Annotated in this window: 10 protein-coding genes; 4 read left to right on the top strand and 6 right to left on the bottom strand. The window is 50.3% G+C overall.

All coding sequences use genetic code 11. The annotated features are described in order from the left end of the window. The first annotated feature begins 149 nt into the window (after positions 1-149). The gene (gene ispE, locus CIK99_RS12905) at positions 150-977 is read left to right on the top strand and encodes a 4-(cytidine 5'-diphospho)-2-C-methyl-D-erythritol kinase (RefSeq protein ID WP_094381906.1); all 828 of its coding nucleotides are present in this window, start codon (positions 150-152) and stop codon (positions 975-977) included. A gap of 95 nt (positions 978-1,072) precedes the next feature. On the opposite strand, the gene CIK99_RS12900 is transcribed toward ispE, so the two are convergent. The 6 genes from CIK99_RS12900 to CIK99_RS12875 all read right to left on the bottom strand — a co-directional run bounded on the left by CIK99_RS12900 (position 1,073) and on the right by CIK99_RS12875 (position 9,572). Continuing rightward, the gene (locus tag CIK99_RS12900) at positions 1,073-2,131 is read right to left on the bottom strand and encodes an endonuclease/exonuclease/phosphatase family protein (protein ID WP_094381905.1); all 1,059 of its coding nucleotides are present in this window, start codon (positions 2,129-2,131) and stop codon (positions 1,073-1,075) included. 9 nt (positions 2,132-2,140) lie between these two features. Next, a complete protein-coding gene (locus tag CIK99_RS12895) occupies positions 2,141-3,400 on the bottom strand; it encodes a response regulator (RefSeq protein ID WP_158215988.1) in 1,260 nt (419 codons plus the stop codon). A gap of 149 nt (positions 3,401-3,549) precedes the next feature. Further along, positions 3,550-4,716 (bottom strand): glycosyltransferase family 2 protein, encoded by a 1,167-nt coding sequence (locus CIK99_RS12890; protein ID WP_094381903.1) that lies wholly within the window; start codon positions 4,714-4,716, stop codon positions 3,550-3,552. A 144-nt stretch (positions 4,717-4,860) separates the two neighbouring features. Beyond that, entirely contained in the window at positions 4,861-6,435 is a 1,575-nt protein-coding gene (locus CIK99_RS12885; RefSeq protein ID WP_094381902.1) for an Rne/Rng family ribonuclease, read from the bottom strand. A gap of 316 nt (positions 6,436-6,751) precedes the next feature. Further along, the gene (locus tag CIK99_RS12880) at positions 6,752-7,033 is read right to left on the bottom strand and encodes an HU family DNA-binding protein (protein ID WP_094381901.1); all 282 of its coding nucleotides are present in this window, start codon (positions 7,031-7,033) and stop codon (positions 6,752-6,754) included. A 235-nt stretch (positions 7,034-7,268) separates the two neighbouring features. After that, positions 7,269-9,572, bottom strand: coding sequence for an NADP-dependent malic enzyme (locus tag CIK99_RS12875; protein ID WP_094381900.1), 2,304 nt, complete (start codon positions 9,570-9,572; stop codon positions 7,269-7,271). 173 nt (positions 9,573-9,745) lie between these two features. Between CIK99_RS12875 and CIK99_RS12870 the strand changes: the two genes are divergently transcribed. From CIK99_RS12870 to CIK99_RS12860, 3 genes are read left to right on the top strand one after another with little or no spacing between them, the layout of a single operon-like run. Then, on the top strand, positions 9,746-10,402 hold the full coding sequence (locus CIK99_RS12870; protein ID WP_094381899.1) for a TetR/AcrR family transcriptional regulator: 657 nt from the start codon (positions 9,746-9,748) through the stop codon (positions 10,400-10,402). A 53-nt stretch (positions 10,403-10,455) separates the two neighbouring features. Next, the gene (locus CIK99_RS12865; RefSeq protein ID WP_254047809.1) at positions 10,456-12,669 is read left to right on the top strand and encodes a S9 family peptidase; all 2,214 of its coding nucleotides are present in this window, start codon (positions 10,456-10,458) and stop codon (positions 12,667-12,669) included. A 50-nt stretch (positions 12,670-12,719) separates the two neighbouring features. Next, complete coding sequence (locus CIK99_RS12860; protein ID WP_094381898.1) at positions 12,720-15,029, top strand: DUF4861 family protein; 2,310 nt, start codon at positions 12,720-12,722, stop codon at positions 15,027-15,029. The last annotated feature ends 304 nt before the right edge of the window (positions 15,030-15,333 follow it).

Genomic DNA, 15,333 nt, shown 5'->3' with positions numbered 1-15,333 from the left:
TTTGTGCAAACTTACGAATAAAATCCCGAAATAGAAGCCTTTTAGGATAAAAAAAGAGTTAAATCATCAATAAATTAACCTTTTTGAGCCATAATGGTTTGTTTTTCCCACTTTTTTTAATAATTTTGCATGCAAAAACAGCAAGATATATGATAACTTTTCCTATTGCAAAAATCAATTTAGGACTGAATATCGTGAGAAAGCGTCCCGACGGCTATCACGACCTTGAGACAGTCTTTTTCCCAGTGATGATAAAAGACGCCCTTGAGATTTATCCTATGGACGAGCGGTTTCCGTCGGCGGTGGACTGCGACCTGAAGGTGACCAATATCCCTGTGGAAGGCGACGAGCAGAAGAATCTTGTGGTGAAGGCTTATCGTCAGCTTGCCAGCCGATATGAGTTGCCTCGAGTGCATGCTCATCTGATGAAAGCCATTCCCACACAAGCAGGAATGGGTGGCGGTTCGAGCGACTGTGCCTATATGATCAAGGCGTTGAACGAGATGTGTTCGTTGTCGATGACCGAAGAGGAGATGATTGCCGAAGCGGCGAAACTTGGTGCCGACTGTCCGTTTTTTATTATGAGCCGTCCTGCTTATGCCGAGGGAATAGGCGAGCGTCTCGAACCTATCGCTCTTTCGATGGCGGGCTATTGGCTTGTAGTGGTGCGTCCAGACATTCCCGTTTCCACTCGCGAGGCGTTCTCGTTGGTCAAGCCTCGTCCCACATTGAAGAAATGTCGTGAGATAGTGATGCAGCCCATCGAGACATGGCGCGAGGAACTCGTCAACGACTTCGAGCAGAGTGTCTTTGCCCTTCATCCCGAGATAGGAGCCATAAAGTCGCGTCTCTACGACCTTGGTGCCGTGTATTCTGCCATGAGTGGCAGTGGCAGCAGTGTCTTCGGCATCTTCAGAAGCGAAGTGAAGTTAGAGGGAGAGTTTGACGGATGTTTTGTGAAACAGATAGAGTTGTAGAAAAATAAGGGAAGTAAGGAAGTTTACTTCCCCAATTCCAAAAAAGATTATTACTTCCCCAATTCCCTAAAAGATTAGTCCCTTTTAAAGAGCCATTAATTGATTTCCAATTTCATAAATACTGGCATGTGGTCAGAGTAGGTGAGAGGTTTCTTGTAGTATGAGAGACCTTTCAGCTGCTTGTCGTGGAAGATGTAGTCGATGCGGACCATCTTGCTGCCTCTATAAGTGTACATAAATCCGCTGCCACACTCTTTAAATCCGTCAACCATATTTCCGAGCATGGTGTTATAGACGTAAGAGTAGGGGACGTCGTTGAAGTCACCGCAAACGATACAAGGGAACTGACTGTTTCTCACCTCGTTAGCCACTTGTGCAGCCTGTCCGGCTCTAACTATCATACCTAAGGTATAGTTGCCGTAGATAGCGTTGAGCAGCGAATTAGTCTCCACGTTATAACCCTTGTTGATGAGCTTGTTAGCCTGATGCAAGGTGCGGTTGAATCCCGTTGTCTCAAGGTGGGCGTTGAACACTCTCACCTGTTTTCCGTTGACATCAATGTCAGCCCACATGGCGCTGTTGTTAGTCTCTTCAAAGGCCATGTTGTGAGATTTCTTTATGGGGTATTTGCTGAAGATGACCATGTCGGCCTTTCCTTTGACAGAGTAGGGGAAATAGTCTTTGTAAACGTCAGTATTCTTTTGGTCGCCGCTGTCCTCGTTATACTCCTGCAGACAGAGCACATCTACCTTTTCGCTTTTCATCTCCGAGAGGATGTCGTTAGAGATGAAAGTGGAAGCTTGTTTGCCAAATCGGGCCACGTTGTAGCTTGCTATCTTTATGGCGTCTCTTGCCGTCTCCTCGTCAGAGCCGAAGCTGATCTGATATAACGTTCCGATATAAGGAATGCAGCAGAGTATGGTGATCACTGGCAGCGAAGTCCATATCCAGTTGCGGGTTACGAGCCAATAAATGAGCATCAGCAGGTTAGCGCCGATGAGCAGTGGCAGCGCATAGACCAGCATGGCCGATGCCGTATGTCCTACAGGATGGTTGTCGCCTCCGAAGAGTCCGACGAAGGTGAATATTGATAATACGAGCTGAAGTATGAGGAACATCAGCGAGAAATATTGTTTTATTGCCAGTTTTCCCATAAAGTTGTCTTATTGGCTTTTTTTTGCATATTTGTCGAGAGTCTGTAATAAGTCCTCCACTTTGAAAGGCTTGGCGATAAACTCATCACAACCAGCCTGTCTTGCCATCTGTATGCTGTCGGTGAGGGCATAGGCTGAGAGAGCTATTATTGGCACGCCTGGGTTTACTTCCTTGATGATACGAGTGGCGTCGATGCCGTCCATGTCAGGCATTCTTATGTCCATGAGAATGATGTCGGGCTGTTCGTCCTCGTTCATTGTCACTGCTTCCACTCCGTTTCGTGCTCTGATGATGCGGTAGCGGTTGGCGAGCACGTTCTTGACCAGTTCGAAGTTACATTCCTCGTCCTCAGCCACGAGTACGAGTTTGAGTTTGCTCATGTCGCCCACTGGTTTGCTACGCAGTGTGCGAGTGATGATTGGGTTCGACTTCGTCGTCTCGGATGTGGCATACGTGCCGTCGAAAGGCAGAACGAAGGTGAAGGTAGAGCCTTTTCCCACTACCGAGCGAACACCTATTTTTCCGCCCATTTTCTCCACGAGGATCTTGCTCAACGGTAGTCCCAGTCCGTATCCGTTTTTCTTCTCAGCGTCTTTCGACACGTATGTGAGGAAGATGGAGTCGATGTCTTTTGGGTCGATGCCTGAGCCAGTGTCGCTCACGTAGAACACGACTTGGTTGTTTATCTCATCCACCTTGTATCCGTAGGTGATGCCGCCTCTGATGGTATGCTTCAGTGCGTTGCTGATGAGGTTGCTGAACACCTGTGTGAGACGGTTTGGGTCTGTCTTGAGCAGCACCGACTTTGATGGCACGTCGGCCTTGAAGTCGAGGTTTTCCGGGCAGCGGAATTTGAATATCTGCTTGATGTTGTTGCAAATCTCGGTGAGGTTGCAAAGAGTAATTTTCATTGTTATCTCTCCCGATTCCACACGTGAGAGGTCGAGAATCTCGTTGATGAGCGACAGCAGTCGGTTGTTGTTGCTCTCCACTATTTCCAAAAACTTCATTCTTTCAGAAGGTGAGTCAGTCTCGGCTATCACCCTTGAGAAGCCCTCTATAGCGTTTAGCGGAGTGCGTATCTCGTGACTCATGTTGGCGAGGAAGAGCGACTTCATCTTGCTTGCTTTCTCAGCCTTCTCTATTTTTTCTTCATAATCCTTCAGACGCTGAAGTGCAGCGTCGCGCTCTTCGAGAGCTTTAGCAGCTGTCGATTTGGCATTTTCGAGGTCTTTCTTGAGTTGAAGTATGATGTCTTCTTGATTCATAGATATTTTTGTTTTGGAAATCGGTGCAAAGTTACGAAAAAAATCCGTTATTGCCATACGTTTTTTTGATTTTTTTTGTTCCTTTTTCGTGTTTTTTCCCCTTTTCCCATTCGTTTTCTATACTTTTAGTCTTTTTCGTTAATAATTTTTTAGCCTCTTTTCGCCTTTTCCCATGTCCCGTTGGTTTTTGTAGCGAGATAACGTATTCCTCTGAACACGTTTGCGTTCATGAAGAGGAAGTAGTAAGGTATGTAGAGCAGTTTGTTTTTCCTGCCCTTTGAGGCGAGCCATTGTCCGGCGAGTGCAGCGAGATAGAACATCAGCTGCATGATCCATATCACGGTGTATATCCAGCCGGCATTGTCCAAGACGAGAGCCACGTTGAGCGGTATAAGAGCCAACATGGCAAATGGTGTTACGGTCCATCTCAGCACTCGGTGTGAGACGAACTGGAATGCTGTTATGGGATGTAGCAGTGGATTCATTAGGCTGCGCAGTCGCCAGCTGCTCTGCAGTCCGCCTGCCGCTATCCTCCGTTTGCGTTTGCTTTCCTCTACGATGTCGGCTGAGCCGTATTCCATGGCATAGGCATTGCTGTCGTAGGCGATGACATATCCGCGTTCCACTATGCGCATCGAGATGATGAAGTCGTCGAGGAGTGTGTCGTCGGGCATGTCCTCGAAGAGAGCCGTTCGGATGGCGCACAGTTCGCCAGCCGCTCCCATGGCAGAGTGCAGCTCGTAGTCGAGTCGTTTCAGTGCGCTCTCATATTTCCAGTAGATGCCTTCTCCTTCGGCGGCTGCCTGGCTGTCGTCGCGGGCCATGACGCGTTTCTCTCCCGCCACGCATCCCACCTTCGGGTCCCGCATGTGATCTACTATCACCCTTATTGCCTCTTTGCCTATCATGGTGTTGGCGTCGGTCATCACCACGATGTCGGTCTTCACCTCCTTGATGCCGTGTTTTAGTGCAGCCGTCTTTCCTCGTCGTTCGGGTGAGAAGACGATGGTGACGTCATCGTAGAGTGAGAGTCGTTCGTTGGTCTTGTCAGAGCTTCCGTCGGTCACCCACATCACGTGGAGTTTGTCTTTCGGGTAGTCTATCTGTCGTGTGTTAGCCATTTTCTCGTCCACGATATCCTCCTCGTTGTAGGCGCATATCATGAGTGTTATGTCGGGAGTGAACGATGGGTCGTGGTCGTGAGTCTTGCGTTTGCACAATGCCCGTTTTATCCTTACGAGTATGTAGAGCAGCATGCCGTATCCGAGATACGTGTAGAAGACGATGAACAGGCAGCACCAGAAAGCTATTTCCATAATGATTCGTTTTTTTTAGTTTGGGATCGTAGAAGTTGTAAAAGTTAATGAAGTAATTTAAGTCAATGTGGTAAGTGCTTTGTTTAGAGGGAGATAAAGGAGTTAAGACGTGATGCCTTAACTCCTTTCCACTATCCACTTCTTTTATTTGGTCTCAATCTCCTCTTTCATATCGATGAAGTTACCTTCCCGGTCATAGAATTCGTATTGCAGGAAAGCCAGTTTTTCTGAGGCAACGATCCTCACGCCGAAGCCATATTTCATCTGCCATTGTCTTTTTATGGAGACGAAACCGCTGTTGATATACGCCGCCACGTAAGGGTGTACGTGGAGTTTGAACTTCGATATGCCAATTTTGTTGACCAATTGGTCAATCTTGCTTTCCAGTTGATCGGTAAACAGGATGCTCGACTTTATTTTTCCCTTGCCGAAACACGTCGGACAAGTCTCCTCGACGTTGACGTCCATTGCCGGCCTGACCCTTTGTCGTGTTATCTGCATCAGTCCGAACTTGCTCAGTGGCAGTATGTTGTGTCGTGCGCGGTCTTTCTGCATGTTTTTGCACATGCGTTCATAGAGCATTTGTCGGTCTTCGGCAAGGTTCATGTCGATGAAATCGACAACGATGATTCCTCCCATATCCCGCAGTCTGAGTTGTCTTGCCAGTTCGTCGGCAGCCCCGAGGTTCACCTCGAGCGCGTTTTGTTCTTGTCCGTTTTCCGACCGAGTCCTGTTTCCGCTGTTCACATCTACCACGTGCAGCGCCTCGGTATGTTCGATGATGAGGTAAGCTCCACGTTTGTAGTTTACAGTCTTTCCGAACGACGACTTTATCTGTTTTGTGACGTTGAAGTTGTCGAAGATAGGCACTGTGCCAGTGTATTTCTTTACTATACCTACTTTGTCGGGTGCGATGATTCCCACATAGTCCTTTATCTGCTTGAGGATATCATCGTCGTTGACGTAGATGCCGTCGTATGAAGGGTTGAACAGATCTCTTAGGAGAGCCACCGCCCTACTGGTTTCCTCGAACACCAACTGAGGTCTTGCAGTCGTTTTCTGCACTTGTTTGATGGCCTCGTCCCATCTGCTGAGTAGCACCTTCATTTCCGCATCGAGTTCGGCCACTCTTTTTCCTTCTGCCGACGTGCGCACGATGACTCCGAAGTTTTTCGGTGTGATGCTCTGTATGAGTTGTTTCAGTCGTGTTCTTTCCTCACCTTTTTTTATTTTCGACGACACCGACACCTTGTCGTAGAAAGGTATCAGCACCATGTATCTTCCTGCAAAACTCAGGTCGCAAGTCAGTCGTGGTCCTTTGGTGGAAATGGGTTCTTTAACTATTTGCACCAGCACTTCCTGTCCCACCTTGAGTGTGTTTTGCACGCTGCCGTCCTTCTTGAGGTCGGGCAGTCGTGTGGCCTTGTTGAAGGGGAAGAGTTTTTTTCTGTCGCTTTGTACCTGTTTAAGATACTTTTCGTAAGAGCTAAATTGAGTACCCAGGTCGAGATAGTGTAGGAACGCGTCCCTTTCGAAGCCTACGTCCACGAAGCACGCGTTGAGTCCTGGCATAAGTTTTTTCACCTTTGCCACATAAATGTTTCCCACCGAGAAAGACGCTGTCCTTGGTTCGTCCTGATATTCGACAAGACTCTTGTCTTCGAGCAGTGCGATGGAGATCTTTTTCGGCTGTACGTCGATGATAACTTCGCTTGTCATATCCGTTTTGGGTTTTCAAAATAGTGAGTGATACAAAAAAGGGTGCACCGACCTTTCTCTCTCTTAGTGTTTGGGAGACGGTCAGTACACTCCTCTCATCTTTTTTCTGGAAAGATCCAGACAGAGGCTTACTTGCTCTTATGTCTGTTCTTTCTCAGTCTCTTTTTACGCTTGTGAGTAGCCATCTTGTGGCCCTTCTTCTTTTTTCCGTTTGGCATTGCTTAAGAAATTAAATTATTGATGAATGTTGTTATTTCCTTGATGATTTCCTTTTTTTGCGCTGTTTGATTCCTCTGATTTTTGAGTCTGTCACGCATTAGTTCTGCTGCATCTTTTCGATGAAGCTCTTTGAGGGCTTGAATGCAGGGAAGTCGTGTGCCTCGATGATGATGGTGGTCTGCTTCGAGATGTTGCGTGCGGTCTTCTGTGCGCGGTGCTTTACAATGAAGCTACCGAATCCACGAAGATACACGTCTTCTTTTCTCACGGCGAGGCTCTGTCTTACTTCTTCCATGAAGGCTTCAACAGTTGCTGAAACAGCTTTCTTGTCAAGACCGGTGTCTGTTGCGATCTTGTCGATCATTTCTGCTTTTGTCATTGTCTGTTAATATGATTTTGTTTAAAAAAATTATTTTAATGTTTACTTTCGGACTGCAAATATACTGATTTTCAGTGATAAACGGAAATATATTTTGCTTTTTTTTTGAAAAAAGTTGATTATTGTCCCGAAAACACCATTTTTTTTGTCGTTTTCACCGCCTACACATATTTATATATATATGCGTGGCGGTGAAATCGGCAAAGTATCAGCTCTGTCAACTGTTGCTATTTTGTCATTTCATTTGTGCGGTGATGCGTCCTTTCACCTTGTCCACGTAAGCGTCGATGACTGCCACGGCGGTGATGTTGACCACCTCTCTCACGCTGCTGCCGAAGTCGATGAAGTGGATAGGCTTGTTGAGTCCCATCTGTATCGGGCCGATGATTTCCACGTCGGAGTTCATGGCCTGCAGCATCTTGTACGACGAGCGTGCGCTGGTGAGGTTAGGGAACACGAGTGTGTTGACGTCCTCGCCATAGAGTTTGTTGAACGGATACATGTTGTCGCGCATCTCCTTGTTGAGTGCGGAGCCTATCTGCAGTTCGCCGTCGATAAGCATCGATGGGTCTTCCTGCTGCAGTCGTGCCACGGCTCGGCGCACTTTCTGTGTGCCTTCAGTGTTGTCTGAGCCGAAGTTTGAGTGGCTTATCATCGCCACGACGGGTTTCTCGTTGAAGAAGCGTACCGCCGTTGCGCTGATCTTGGCCAGATCGACGAGCACGTCGGTTGTCGGGTTCTGGTTTATCAGTGTGTCGGCAATGAAGAGCGGTCCGCGTGCTGAGTTGATGATGTGCATGGTGCCGAAGTTGTTGTATTCCGGACGTATGCCGATAATCTCCTTTGCCACCTTGATGGTGTTTGAGTATTTCGTGTAGAGACCTGTGATGAAGGCGTCAGCCTCTCCTGTCTCCACCATCATCATTCCGAAGTAGTTGCGCTCAAACATCTTGTCGTTGGCCTCCTGATAGGTGTAGCCGTCGCGCTGGCGTTTCTGTGTGAGGATGCGTGCGTAGCGTTCGCGTCGTTCAGCCTCGCGGTCGTGGCGCAGGTTGATCACCTCTATGCCTTCGAGGCTTAGGTCGAGTTCCTTGGCGAGTTTCTCTATGCGCTCGTCGTTGCCGAGGAGTATAGGGTAGCATAGTCCTTCAGCCTTTGCCTGTACGGCCGCCTTGAGCATAGTGGGATGTATGCCCTCGGCAAACACCACTCTCTGTGGGTGGCTGCGAGCTGTGTCGTAGAGCTTCTGTGTGAGCTTTGTCTCCTGTCCGAGCATCTCGCGCAGGCGGTTTTTGTATTCAGCCCAGTTGGTGATGTTCTTTCTTGCCACACCGCTGTCAATAGCGGCCTTTGCCACAGCTGCCGACACCTCGGTGATGAGTCGTGGATCGACGGGCTTCGGAATGAAGTAGTCGGGTCCGAACGAGAGGTTGTTGACGTGATAAACGTCGTTGACCACGTCGGGAACGGGTTGCTTGGCGAGGTCGGCGATGGCGTGGACTGCAGCCATCTTCATCTCCTCGTTGATGGCGGTGGCGTTCACGTCGAGTGCTCCGCGGAAGATGTAAGGGAATCCGATGACGTTGTTTATCTGGTTAGGATAGTCGCTGCGTCCGGTTGACATCAGCACGTCGGGGCGGCTGTCCATAGCGTCCTCGTAGCTGATCTCCGGTACAGGATTGGCGAGGGCGAAGACGATGGGCTGGTCGGCCATCGAGCGTATCATGTCCTTGGTGAGCACGTTGCCTTTAGAGAGTCCCACGAAGACGTCGGCTCCCTTCACAGCCTCTTCCAGAGTGTGAACGTCGCGTCTGTCGGTGGCGAAGAATTTCTTCTGTTCCGTGAGGTTTGGACGGTCTGACGTGATCACTCCCTTCGAGTCGAGCATCACGATATTCTCGCGCTGTGCTCCGAGTGCCATATATAGTTTGGTGCATGATATGGCAGCGGCTCCGGCACCGTTGACCACGATCTTCACCTTCTTAATATCCTTTCCGTTCACCTCGAGGGCGTTCTTCAGTCCGGCGGCCGATATGATGGCTGTGCCATGCTGGTCGTCGTGCATCACGGGGATGTCGAGAGTCTTCTTCAGACGGTCCTCGATATAGAAGCACTCAGGAGCCTTGATGTCCTCAAGGTTGATACCGCCGAAGGTAGGTGCTATCTTCTCCACTGCCTCGCAGAATTTCTCCGGGTCTTTCTCAGCCACCTCAATGTCGAAGACGTCGATGCCGCCGTAGATCTTAAACAGCAGTCCCTTACCCTCCATGACGGGCTTTCCGCTCAGTGCGCCTATGTCGCCCAGTCCGAGCACAGCAGTGCCGTTGCTGATCACAGCCACGAGGTTGCCTTTGTCGGTGTACTTGTAAGCGGCATCAGGGTTATCCTGAATCTCCAGGCAGGGATAAGCTACTCCAGGCGAGTATGCCAAGCTCAAGTCTGTCTGCGTGCGGTAAGGCTTGGTTGGCTTTACCTCAATTTTTCCAGGCCTTCCATTCTCGTGGTATTCGAGAGCGGCCTCTTTCGAAATCTTAACCATACGTTTTTCAGTTGTTTATTGTGTTATAAATATTTCTATGCTTCATTGCTTTTTTTTGCAAAAAAACCAGTGTGTTTGCTTAGTTTTACTTAAATTTGAGCGCAAAGTTAATAAAAAAGTTCCTAAAAGGTGCATTTTTTTAAATTATTTAGTACCTTTGTGCACAAAAAGCTATGAAAATGAATGTAATCAGATATAATACGTCCTATAGAAGGTCGTTAAAACAGAAAATTCTTACTACGGCAGCCTCTCTTTTTGCCAAACATGGAATAAAGGCGGTGAAGATGGACGACATCTCCAACGAACTCTCTATTTCCAAACGTACACTCTATGAGATTTACGACAATAAGGAGCTCTTGCTCTTCGAGTGTGTGAAGACGCGTCTGGAGGAGTCTGAACGTAAGACGATAGAGGCTGTGGAGAAGTCGGAGAACGTGATGGACCTCCTTATTCGCATCTATCGCCTGAGGATGGAGGCGCTGCGTCAGACCCATCCTCTTTTTTATGTCGAACTGACTAAATATCCCGATGTGCTGGAATATCTCCAGAGCAAAGACGAGGAGAAGCGCAAGCACAATATGGAGTTCGTGGAGCGCGGCATCCGCGAGGGCTATTTCCGCACCGACGTCGATTATCCCTTGGTGCTCGAACTCTTCGACGCCTCCAACCGTTATGTGCTCGACCACTATGAGACCCTCGGCACCGCACTGGACCGTGTGCTATATAACCTCATCTTCGTCTTCCTCCGCGGATTCTGCACGAAAGAAGGAATAGAGATTCTCGACCGGTTCCTTGAGGAAAACGAGGAAATGAGGATGTTGAGGAGATAAGGAGCGAGAATGGGAAAATACATGTGAGACAATATTTGTTAGTTTAATTACCTATGATAAGAAAAACATTCATTCTTTTTGCTGCTATCATGATGATCACCACACAGATGTCTGCAGCCAAGCTCGACCTGAAGAGCATCACCAGCGGAGACTTCCGCGAAGAGACCATGGCAAGTCTTAAACCAATGGACGACGGCGAGTCGTACTCGCAGGTCAGCACCGACGGAACGAAGATTCTCAAGTTCTCGTTCAAGACGGGAAAACAGACCGGAGTGCTCTTCGATCTCAACAACGTGCGCGGACCGAAGATACGCATCGACCGCATCGACGGATATATCTTCTCGCCCGACGGCAAGCGAATGCTTATACAGACCGACACACGATACGTCTATCGACGCTCGTTCACCGCCACCTATTATATATATGAGGTGGACAACAACAAGATGGCTCCGCTCTCGGTCGGCGGTGCACAGCAGACTCCGCTATTCTCGCCCGACGGCAATATGATAGCCTACGTGCGCGATAACAATATCTTCCTCGTGAAACTCCTCTACGACAACGCCGAGAGCCAGGTCACCACCGACGGCGAGCGCAATAAGATCATCAACGGCATACCCGACTGGGTGTATGAGGAGGAGTTCTCCACCAACCGCAGCATGGTGTTCTCTGCCGACAGCCGACAGCTCGTTTGGATAAAATACGACGAGAGCGCCGTCAAGGAATACTCGTTCCAATGGTTCAGAGGCTCTAACCCCTCGCTCGACGACTATCTCGCCTATCCAGGCAGCTACGTCTATAAATACCCGAAGGCAGGCGAGGACAACTCAAAGGTGGCTGTCTATAGCTTCGACATCAAGTCGCGACAGACACGCAAGATGGACATCCCGCTCGACGCCGACGGATATATTCCTCGCATAGCCATGACAGCCGACCCGACGAAGGTGGCTGTGTTTACCATGAACCGCCATCAGGACGACATGCGCATATATATGGTCAACCCGCTCTCTACCGTGGCAAAGCTCGTAGTGCAGGACAAGGTGGAGAAGTATGTCAGACAGGAGGCCATGTGCGCCGTCACCTTCACCGACTCGCACATCATCGTCCCCAGCGACCGCGACGGATTCACACGACTCTATATCTACAACCTCAACGGACAGCTGAAGCGACAGGTGGGCAAGGGCAACTGTGAGGTGACCGACGTCTATGGCATGAACGACAAGACGGGCGACGTCTTCTATGCAGCCAACGAACTCGGACCGCAGGACAAGCAGGTTTATGTGGCGCATGCCAACGGCAAGACCGAACGTCTCACCTCCAAGGAGGGACAGAACAGCGCCGTCTTCAGTAGTAACTTCACCTACTTCATCAACGTCTGGAACGACATCAACAACCCCTCTGTTTATACGCTCAACGACAGCCGTGGACGCACACTCCACACCATGATCGACAACAAGGCTCTCAAGCAGAAATACGACGAGGCGTGCCAGGGCACCAAGGAACTCTTCTCCTTCACCACCTCAGAAGGAGTGAAGCTCAACGGATGGATGGTGAAGCCGGCCGGCTTCGACGCCTCGCGACGCTATCCCGTCATCATGTACCAGTATGGCGGTCCAGGCAGCCAGCAGGTGCTCAACTCGTGGAGGATAGGTGCGGCCGGACAGGGAGCGCTGCTCGAACAGTATATGGCGCAGAAAGGGTATATAGTGGTGTGTGTAGATAACCGCGGTACAGGCGGACGCGGAGCCGACTTCGAGAAGTGTACTTACCTGCGTCTCGGCGAGAAAGAAGCATTCGACCAGGTGGAGACAGCCCTGTGGCTCGGCCGTCAGACCTACGTCGATAAAAACCGCATAGGCATGTGGGGATGGAGCTACGGCGGATGGAACACTCTCATGAGCATGAGCGAGGGACGACCGGTGTTCCGTGCTGGCGTGGCAGTGGCACCGCCCACCTGCTGGCGCTACTACGACACCGTCTATACCGAGCGTTACATGCGCACACCGAAAGAGAACAAGGCTGGCTACGACGAGGTGAACCCCATAGCGCGAGCTCAGAAACTCCATGGTTCGCTGCTCATCTGTCACGGACTTGCCGACGACAACGTCCACTTCCAGAATACTGCCGAATACTCTGAGGCTCTCGTGCAGGCCGACAAGGACTTCAAGGAGAATATCTACGTCAACCGCAACCACGGCATCAGTGGCGGCAACACCCGCAATCATCTCTACCGACAGATCATCAACTGGTTTGACAGTGAAATGAAATGATGACAACTCGTCAACTCGTCAACTAAATATAATTCTTTAAACTACAAACAATGAAAAAAACTATTGCTATCATTGCCCTCATGCTGCTCATGGTGCCAGCCACCATCGCGGCAAAGGCAAAGAAAAAGACAAAGGCAATGCCACTGCCAACGATGGACATCGTGAAAAAAGTCAACGACAAGTGGCAATCTACTAATGCCCCTGAGGTACGCTCGTTCTGGGACGACGCTGCGTATTTCACCGGAAACATGGAGGCTTACAAACTCACCGGATGCGCTCGATACCTCGAGTATAGCGACAAATGGGCTCGTCACAACAAGTGGAGTGGGGCGACGGAGACCGACCGCTCGAAATGGCTCTACAAACAGTATGGCGAGTCGATGCAGCATGTGCTCTTCGGCGACTGGCAGATTTGCTTCCAGACCTATCTCGACATGTATGAGATGAACCCCGACGACTATAAGATCCGTAGGGCAAAAGAGGTGATGGACTATATGGTGAGCCAGAAGACTAACGACTACTGGTGGTGGGCCGACGCCCTCTATATGGTCATGCCAGTGTTCACCAAACTCTATAAGGCCACCGAGGATGTGAAGTATCTCGACAAACTCTACGACAACTTCCGCTATGCCGACAGTCTCATGTTCGACGCCGAGACAAAGCTCTATTATCGCGACGGACGCTATGTCTATCCCGCACACAAGACCGAACAGGGAAAGAAAGACTTCTGGGCAAGAGGCAACGGATGGGTGATGGCAGGACTGGCAAAGGTGCTCGCCGACATGCCTGAGTGCTACCGTCATCGCGACTTCTTCCTCACACGCTATCGCCAGCTGGCTGAGGCCGTGGCCGCATGCCAGCAGAAAGAGGGACACTGGACCCGCTCCATGCTCGACCCACAGCAGGCTGAGGGCTACGAGACCAGTGGTACGGCATTCTTCGCCTACGCCCTCTACTGGGGTATCAACCACCAGCTGCTCCCAGCCGACACCTACCAGCCTGTGGCCGACCTGGCATGGCGCTACCTCTCTGAGACAGCATTGCAGGCCGACGGCACCGTGGGCTTCGTGCAGCCCATCGGCGACCGCGCCATAAAGGGACAGACGCTCTTTGCAGCTAACGTCACCAACTTCGGTACAGGTGCCTTCCTCCTCGCCGCATGCGAGAGGGTGAGAAACGAGGACAGCTCGGTGATGCCTGCTGACAGCCGTGCGTTCAACGTCAGCGTGAGCAATCCTACCTCACGTCAGCGTCAGGAGGTGGTTGAGATTTCTGCAGCCGACGTCTTTGCGCGTCTGGGCATCAGCGGAGGCCGACAGTTTGTGGTGACCAACGCCCTCGGACAGCAGGTGGCTTATCAGCTCACCCACGACGGCAAACTGCTCATCGACGCTGCTGTGCGTCCCGGTGGAAAGACCGTCTTTACCATCGCCAAGGGCGAGCCACAGCTCTTCAAGAACACTTGCTACGGACGCATGTATCCTGAACGTGTGGATGACATAGCATGGGAGAACGACCGCGGTGCCTACCGCTGCTACGGACCTGCCTTACAGCGCAGTGGCGAACGTGCCTTCGGCAACGACGTGTGGCTGAAAAACACTCCCGACCTCGTGGTTGAGAAACGTTACTTTGTCGAAGACAATGCCAAACCCGTCATCGCCGCCCTCAAGAAGAAGGACGAGAAGGCTGCCAAGGCTTACGAGATGAAGACCAGCTACCACTACGACCGTGGCAACGGACTCGACTGCTACAAGGTGGGACCGACCTTAGGATGCGGTACACCGGCTATCATCGATGGTGGCGAGATCGTCTTCCCCTATTGTTACACATCATACGAGATACTCGACAACGGACCGCTTCGCTTCGCCGTCAGCCTCACCTATGGCGAGACCGCGCTGAAGAATGGCGACAAGGCAGTGGAACACCGTCTGCTGAGCATCGACAAAGGCTCTAACTTCAACAAGATGACCGTCAGCTACAGCGGCATCACTCAGCCCATCGATGTGGCGTCGGGCGTGGTTATCCACAGCGAGGACACCGAGAGCGTCGTTTTAGGTGCTAACAGTGTGCTCTATGCCGATCCTACCGACAACCCTAAGGGTCAGAACTTCCAGATCTATGTCGGAGCCTTCTTCCCCGACGGTGTGAAGACTATGAAAAAGATGTTCGACAAGCCGTTCAGCGGCAATGCAGGCCATGCCCTTGGAGTGAAGAGTGGCGTTGAAGCCAACCAGCCCTTCACCTACTATTTCGGTTCGTCGTGGAGCAAGTACGACTGCCGTTCTATGGCTGAGTGGCAGCAGCGCACTGCAGAAGCAGCCGATGCCGTCGCCTCGCAGTTGGTGGTGACGATAGAATAGAAAAACGAAAACAGTTTAACGATAACGAGAACAGTTTATCGACGACAGTTTATCGACGACAGTTTAACGATAACAGTTTAACGATAACGAAAACTGTCGTATTCCGCCGAAAATCGCCGTTGTAGGGTCTTACTTTATGTAAGACTGCAACTCGATTTTCGGCGGATTTGTTGTGGTCCTCAAATCCGCAACCTATAGGGTTTAGTGGGATTTTGCTTGCAAAGCGACAAAATTCATTTTATTGTACATATTTCTTGCACAACAGAAATGTCGCAGACACAAAATCCCCTTACCCCATAAAGCG

It is taken from the genome of Prevotella sp. P5-92 (genome assembly GCF_002251245.1).
Lineage (GTDB): Bacteria > Bacteroidota > Bacteroidia > Bacteroidales > Bacteroidaceae > Prevotella.
Note: the sequence above shows the minus strand (reverse complement) of the source record. Positions and strands in the feature narration are given on the sequence as shown.

Bases quoted from the DNA above. Each gene is read 5' to 3' on its own strand.
- ispE (WP_094381906.1), top strand. From the start codon at position 150: ATGATAACTTTTCCTATTGCAAAAATCAATTTAGGACTGAATATCGTG.
- CIK99_RS12900 (WP_094381905.1), bottom strand. From the start codon at position 2,131: ATGGGAAAACTGGCAATAAAACAATATTTCTCGCTGATGTTCCTCATA.
- CIK99_RS12895 (WP_158215988.1), bottom strand. From the start codon at position 3,400: ATGAATCAAGAAGACATCATACTTCAACTCAAGAAAGACCTCGAAAAT.
- CIK99_RS12890 (WP_094381903.1), bottom strand. From the start codon at position 4,716: ATGGAAATAGCTTTCTGGTGCTGCCTGTTCATCGTCTTCTACACGTAT.
- CIK99_RS12885 (WP_094381902.1), bottom strand. From the start codon at position 6,435: ATGACAAGCGAAGTTATCATCGACGTACAGCCGAAAAAGATCTCCATC.
- CIK99_RS12880 (WP_094381901.1), bottom strand. From the start codon at position 7,033: ATGACAAAAGCAGAAATGATCGACAAGATCGCAACAGACACCGGTCTT.
- CIK99_RS12875 (WP_094381900.1), bottom strand. From the start codon at position 9,572: ATGGTTAAGATTTCGAAAGAGGCCGCTCTCGAATACCACGAGAATGGA.
- CIK99_RS12870 (WP_094381899.1), top strand. From the start codon at position 9,746: ATGAAAATGAATGTAATCAGATATAATACGTCCTATAGAAGGTCGTTA.
- CIK99_RS12865 (WP_254047809.1), top strand. From the start codon at position 10,456: ATGATAAGAAAAACATTCATTCTTTTTGCTGCTATCATGATGATCACC.
- CIK99_RS12860 (WP_094381898.1), top strand. From the start codon at position 12,720: ATGAAAAAAACTATTGCTATCATTGCCCTCATGCTGCTCATGGTGCCA.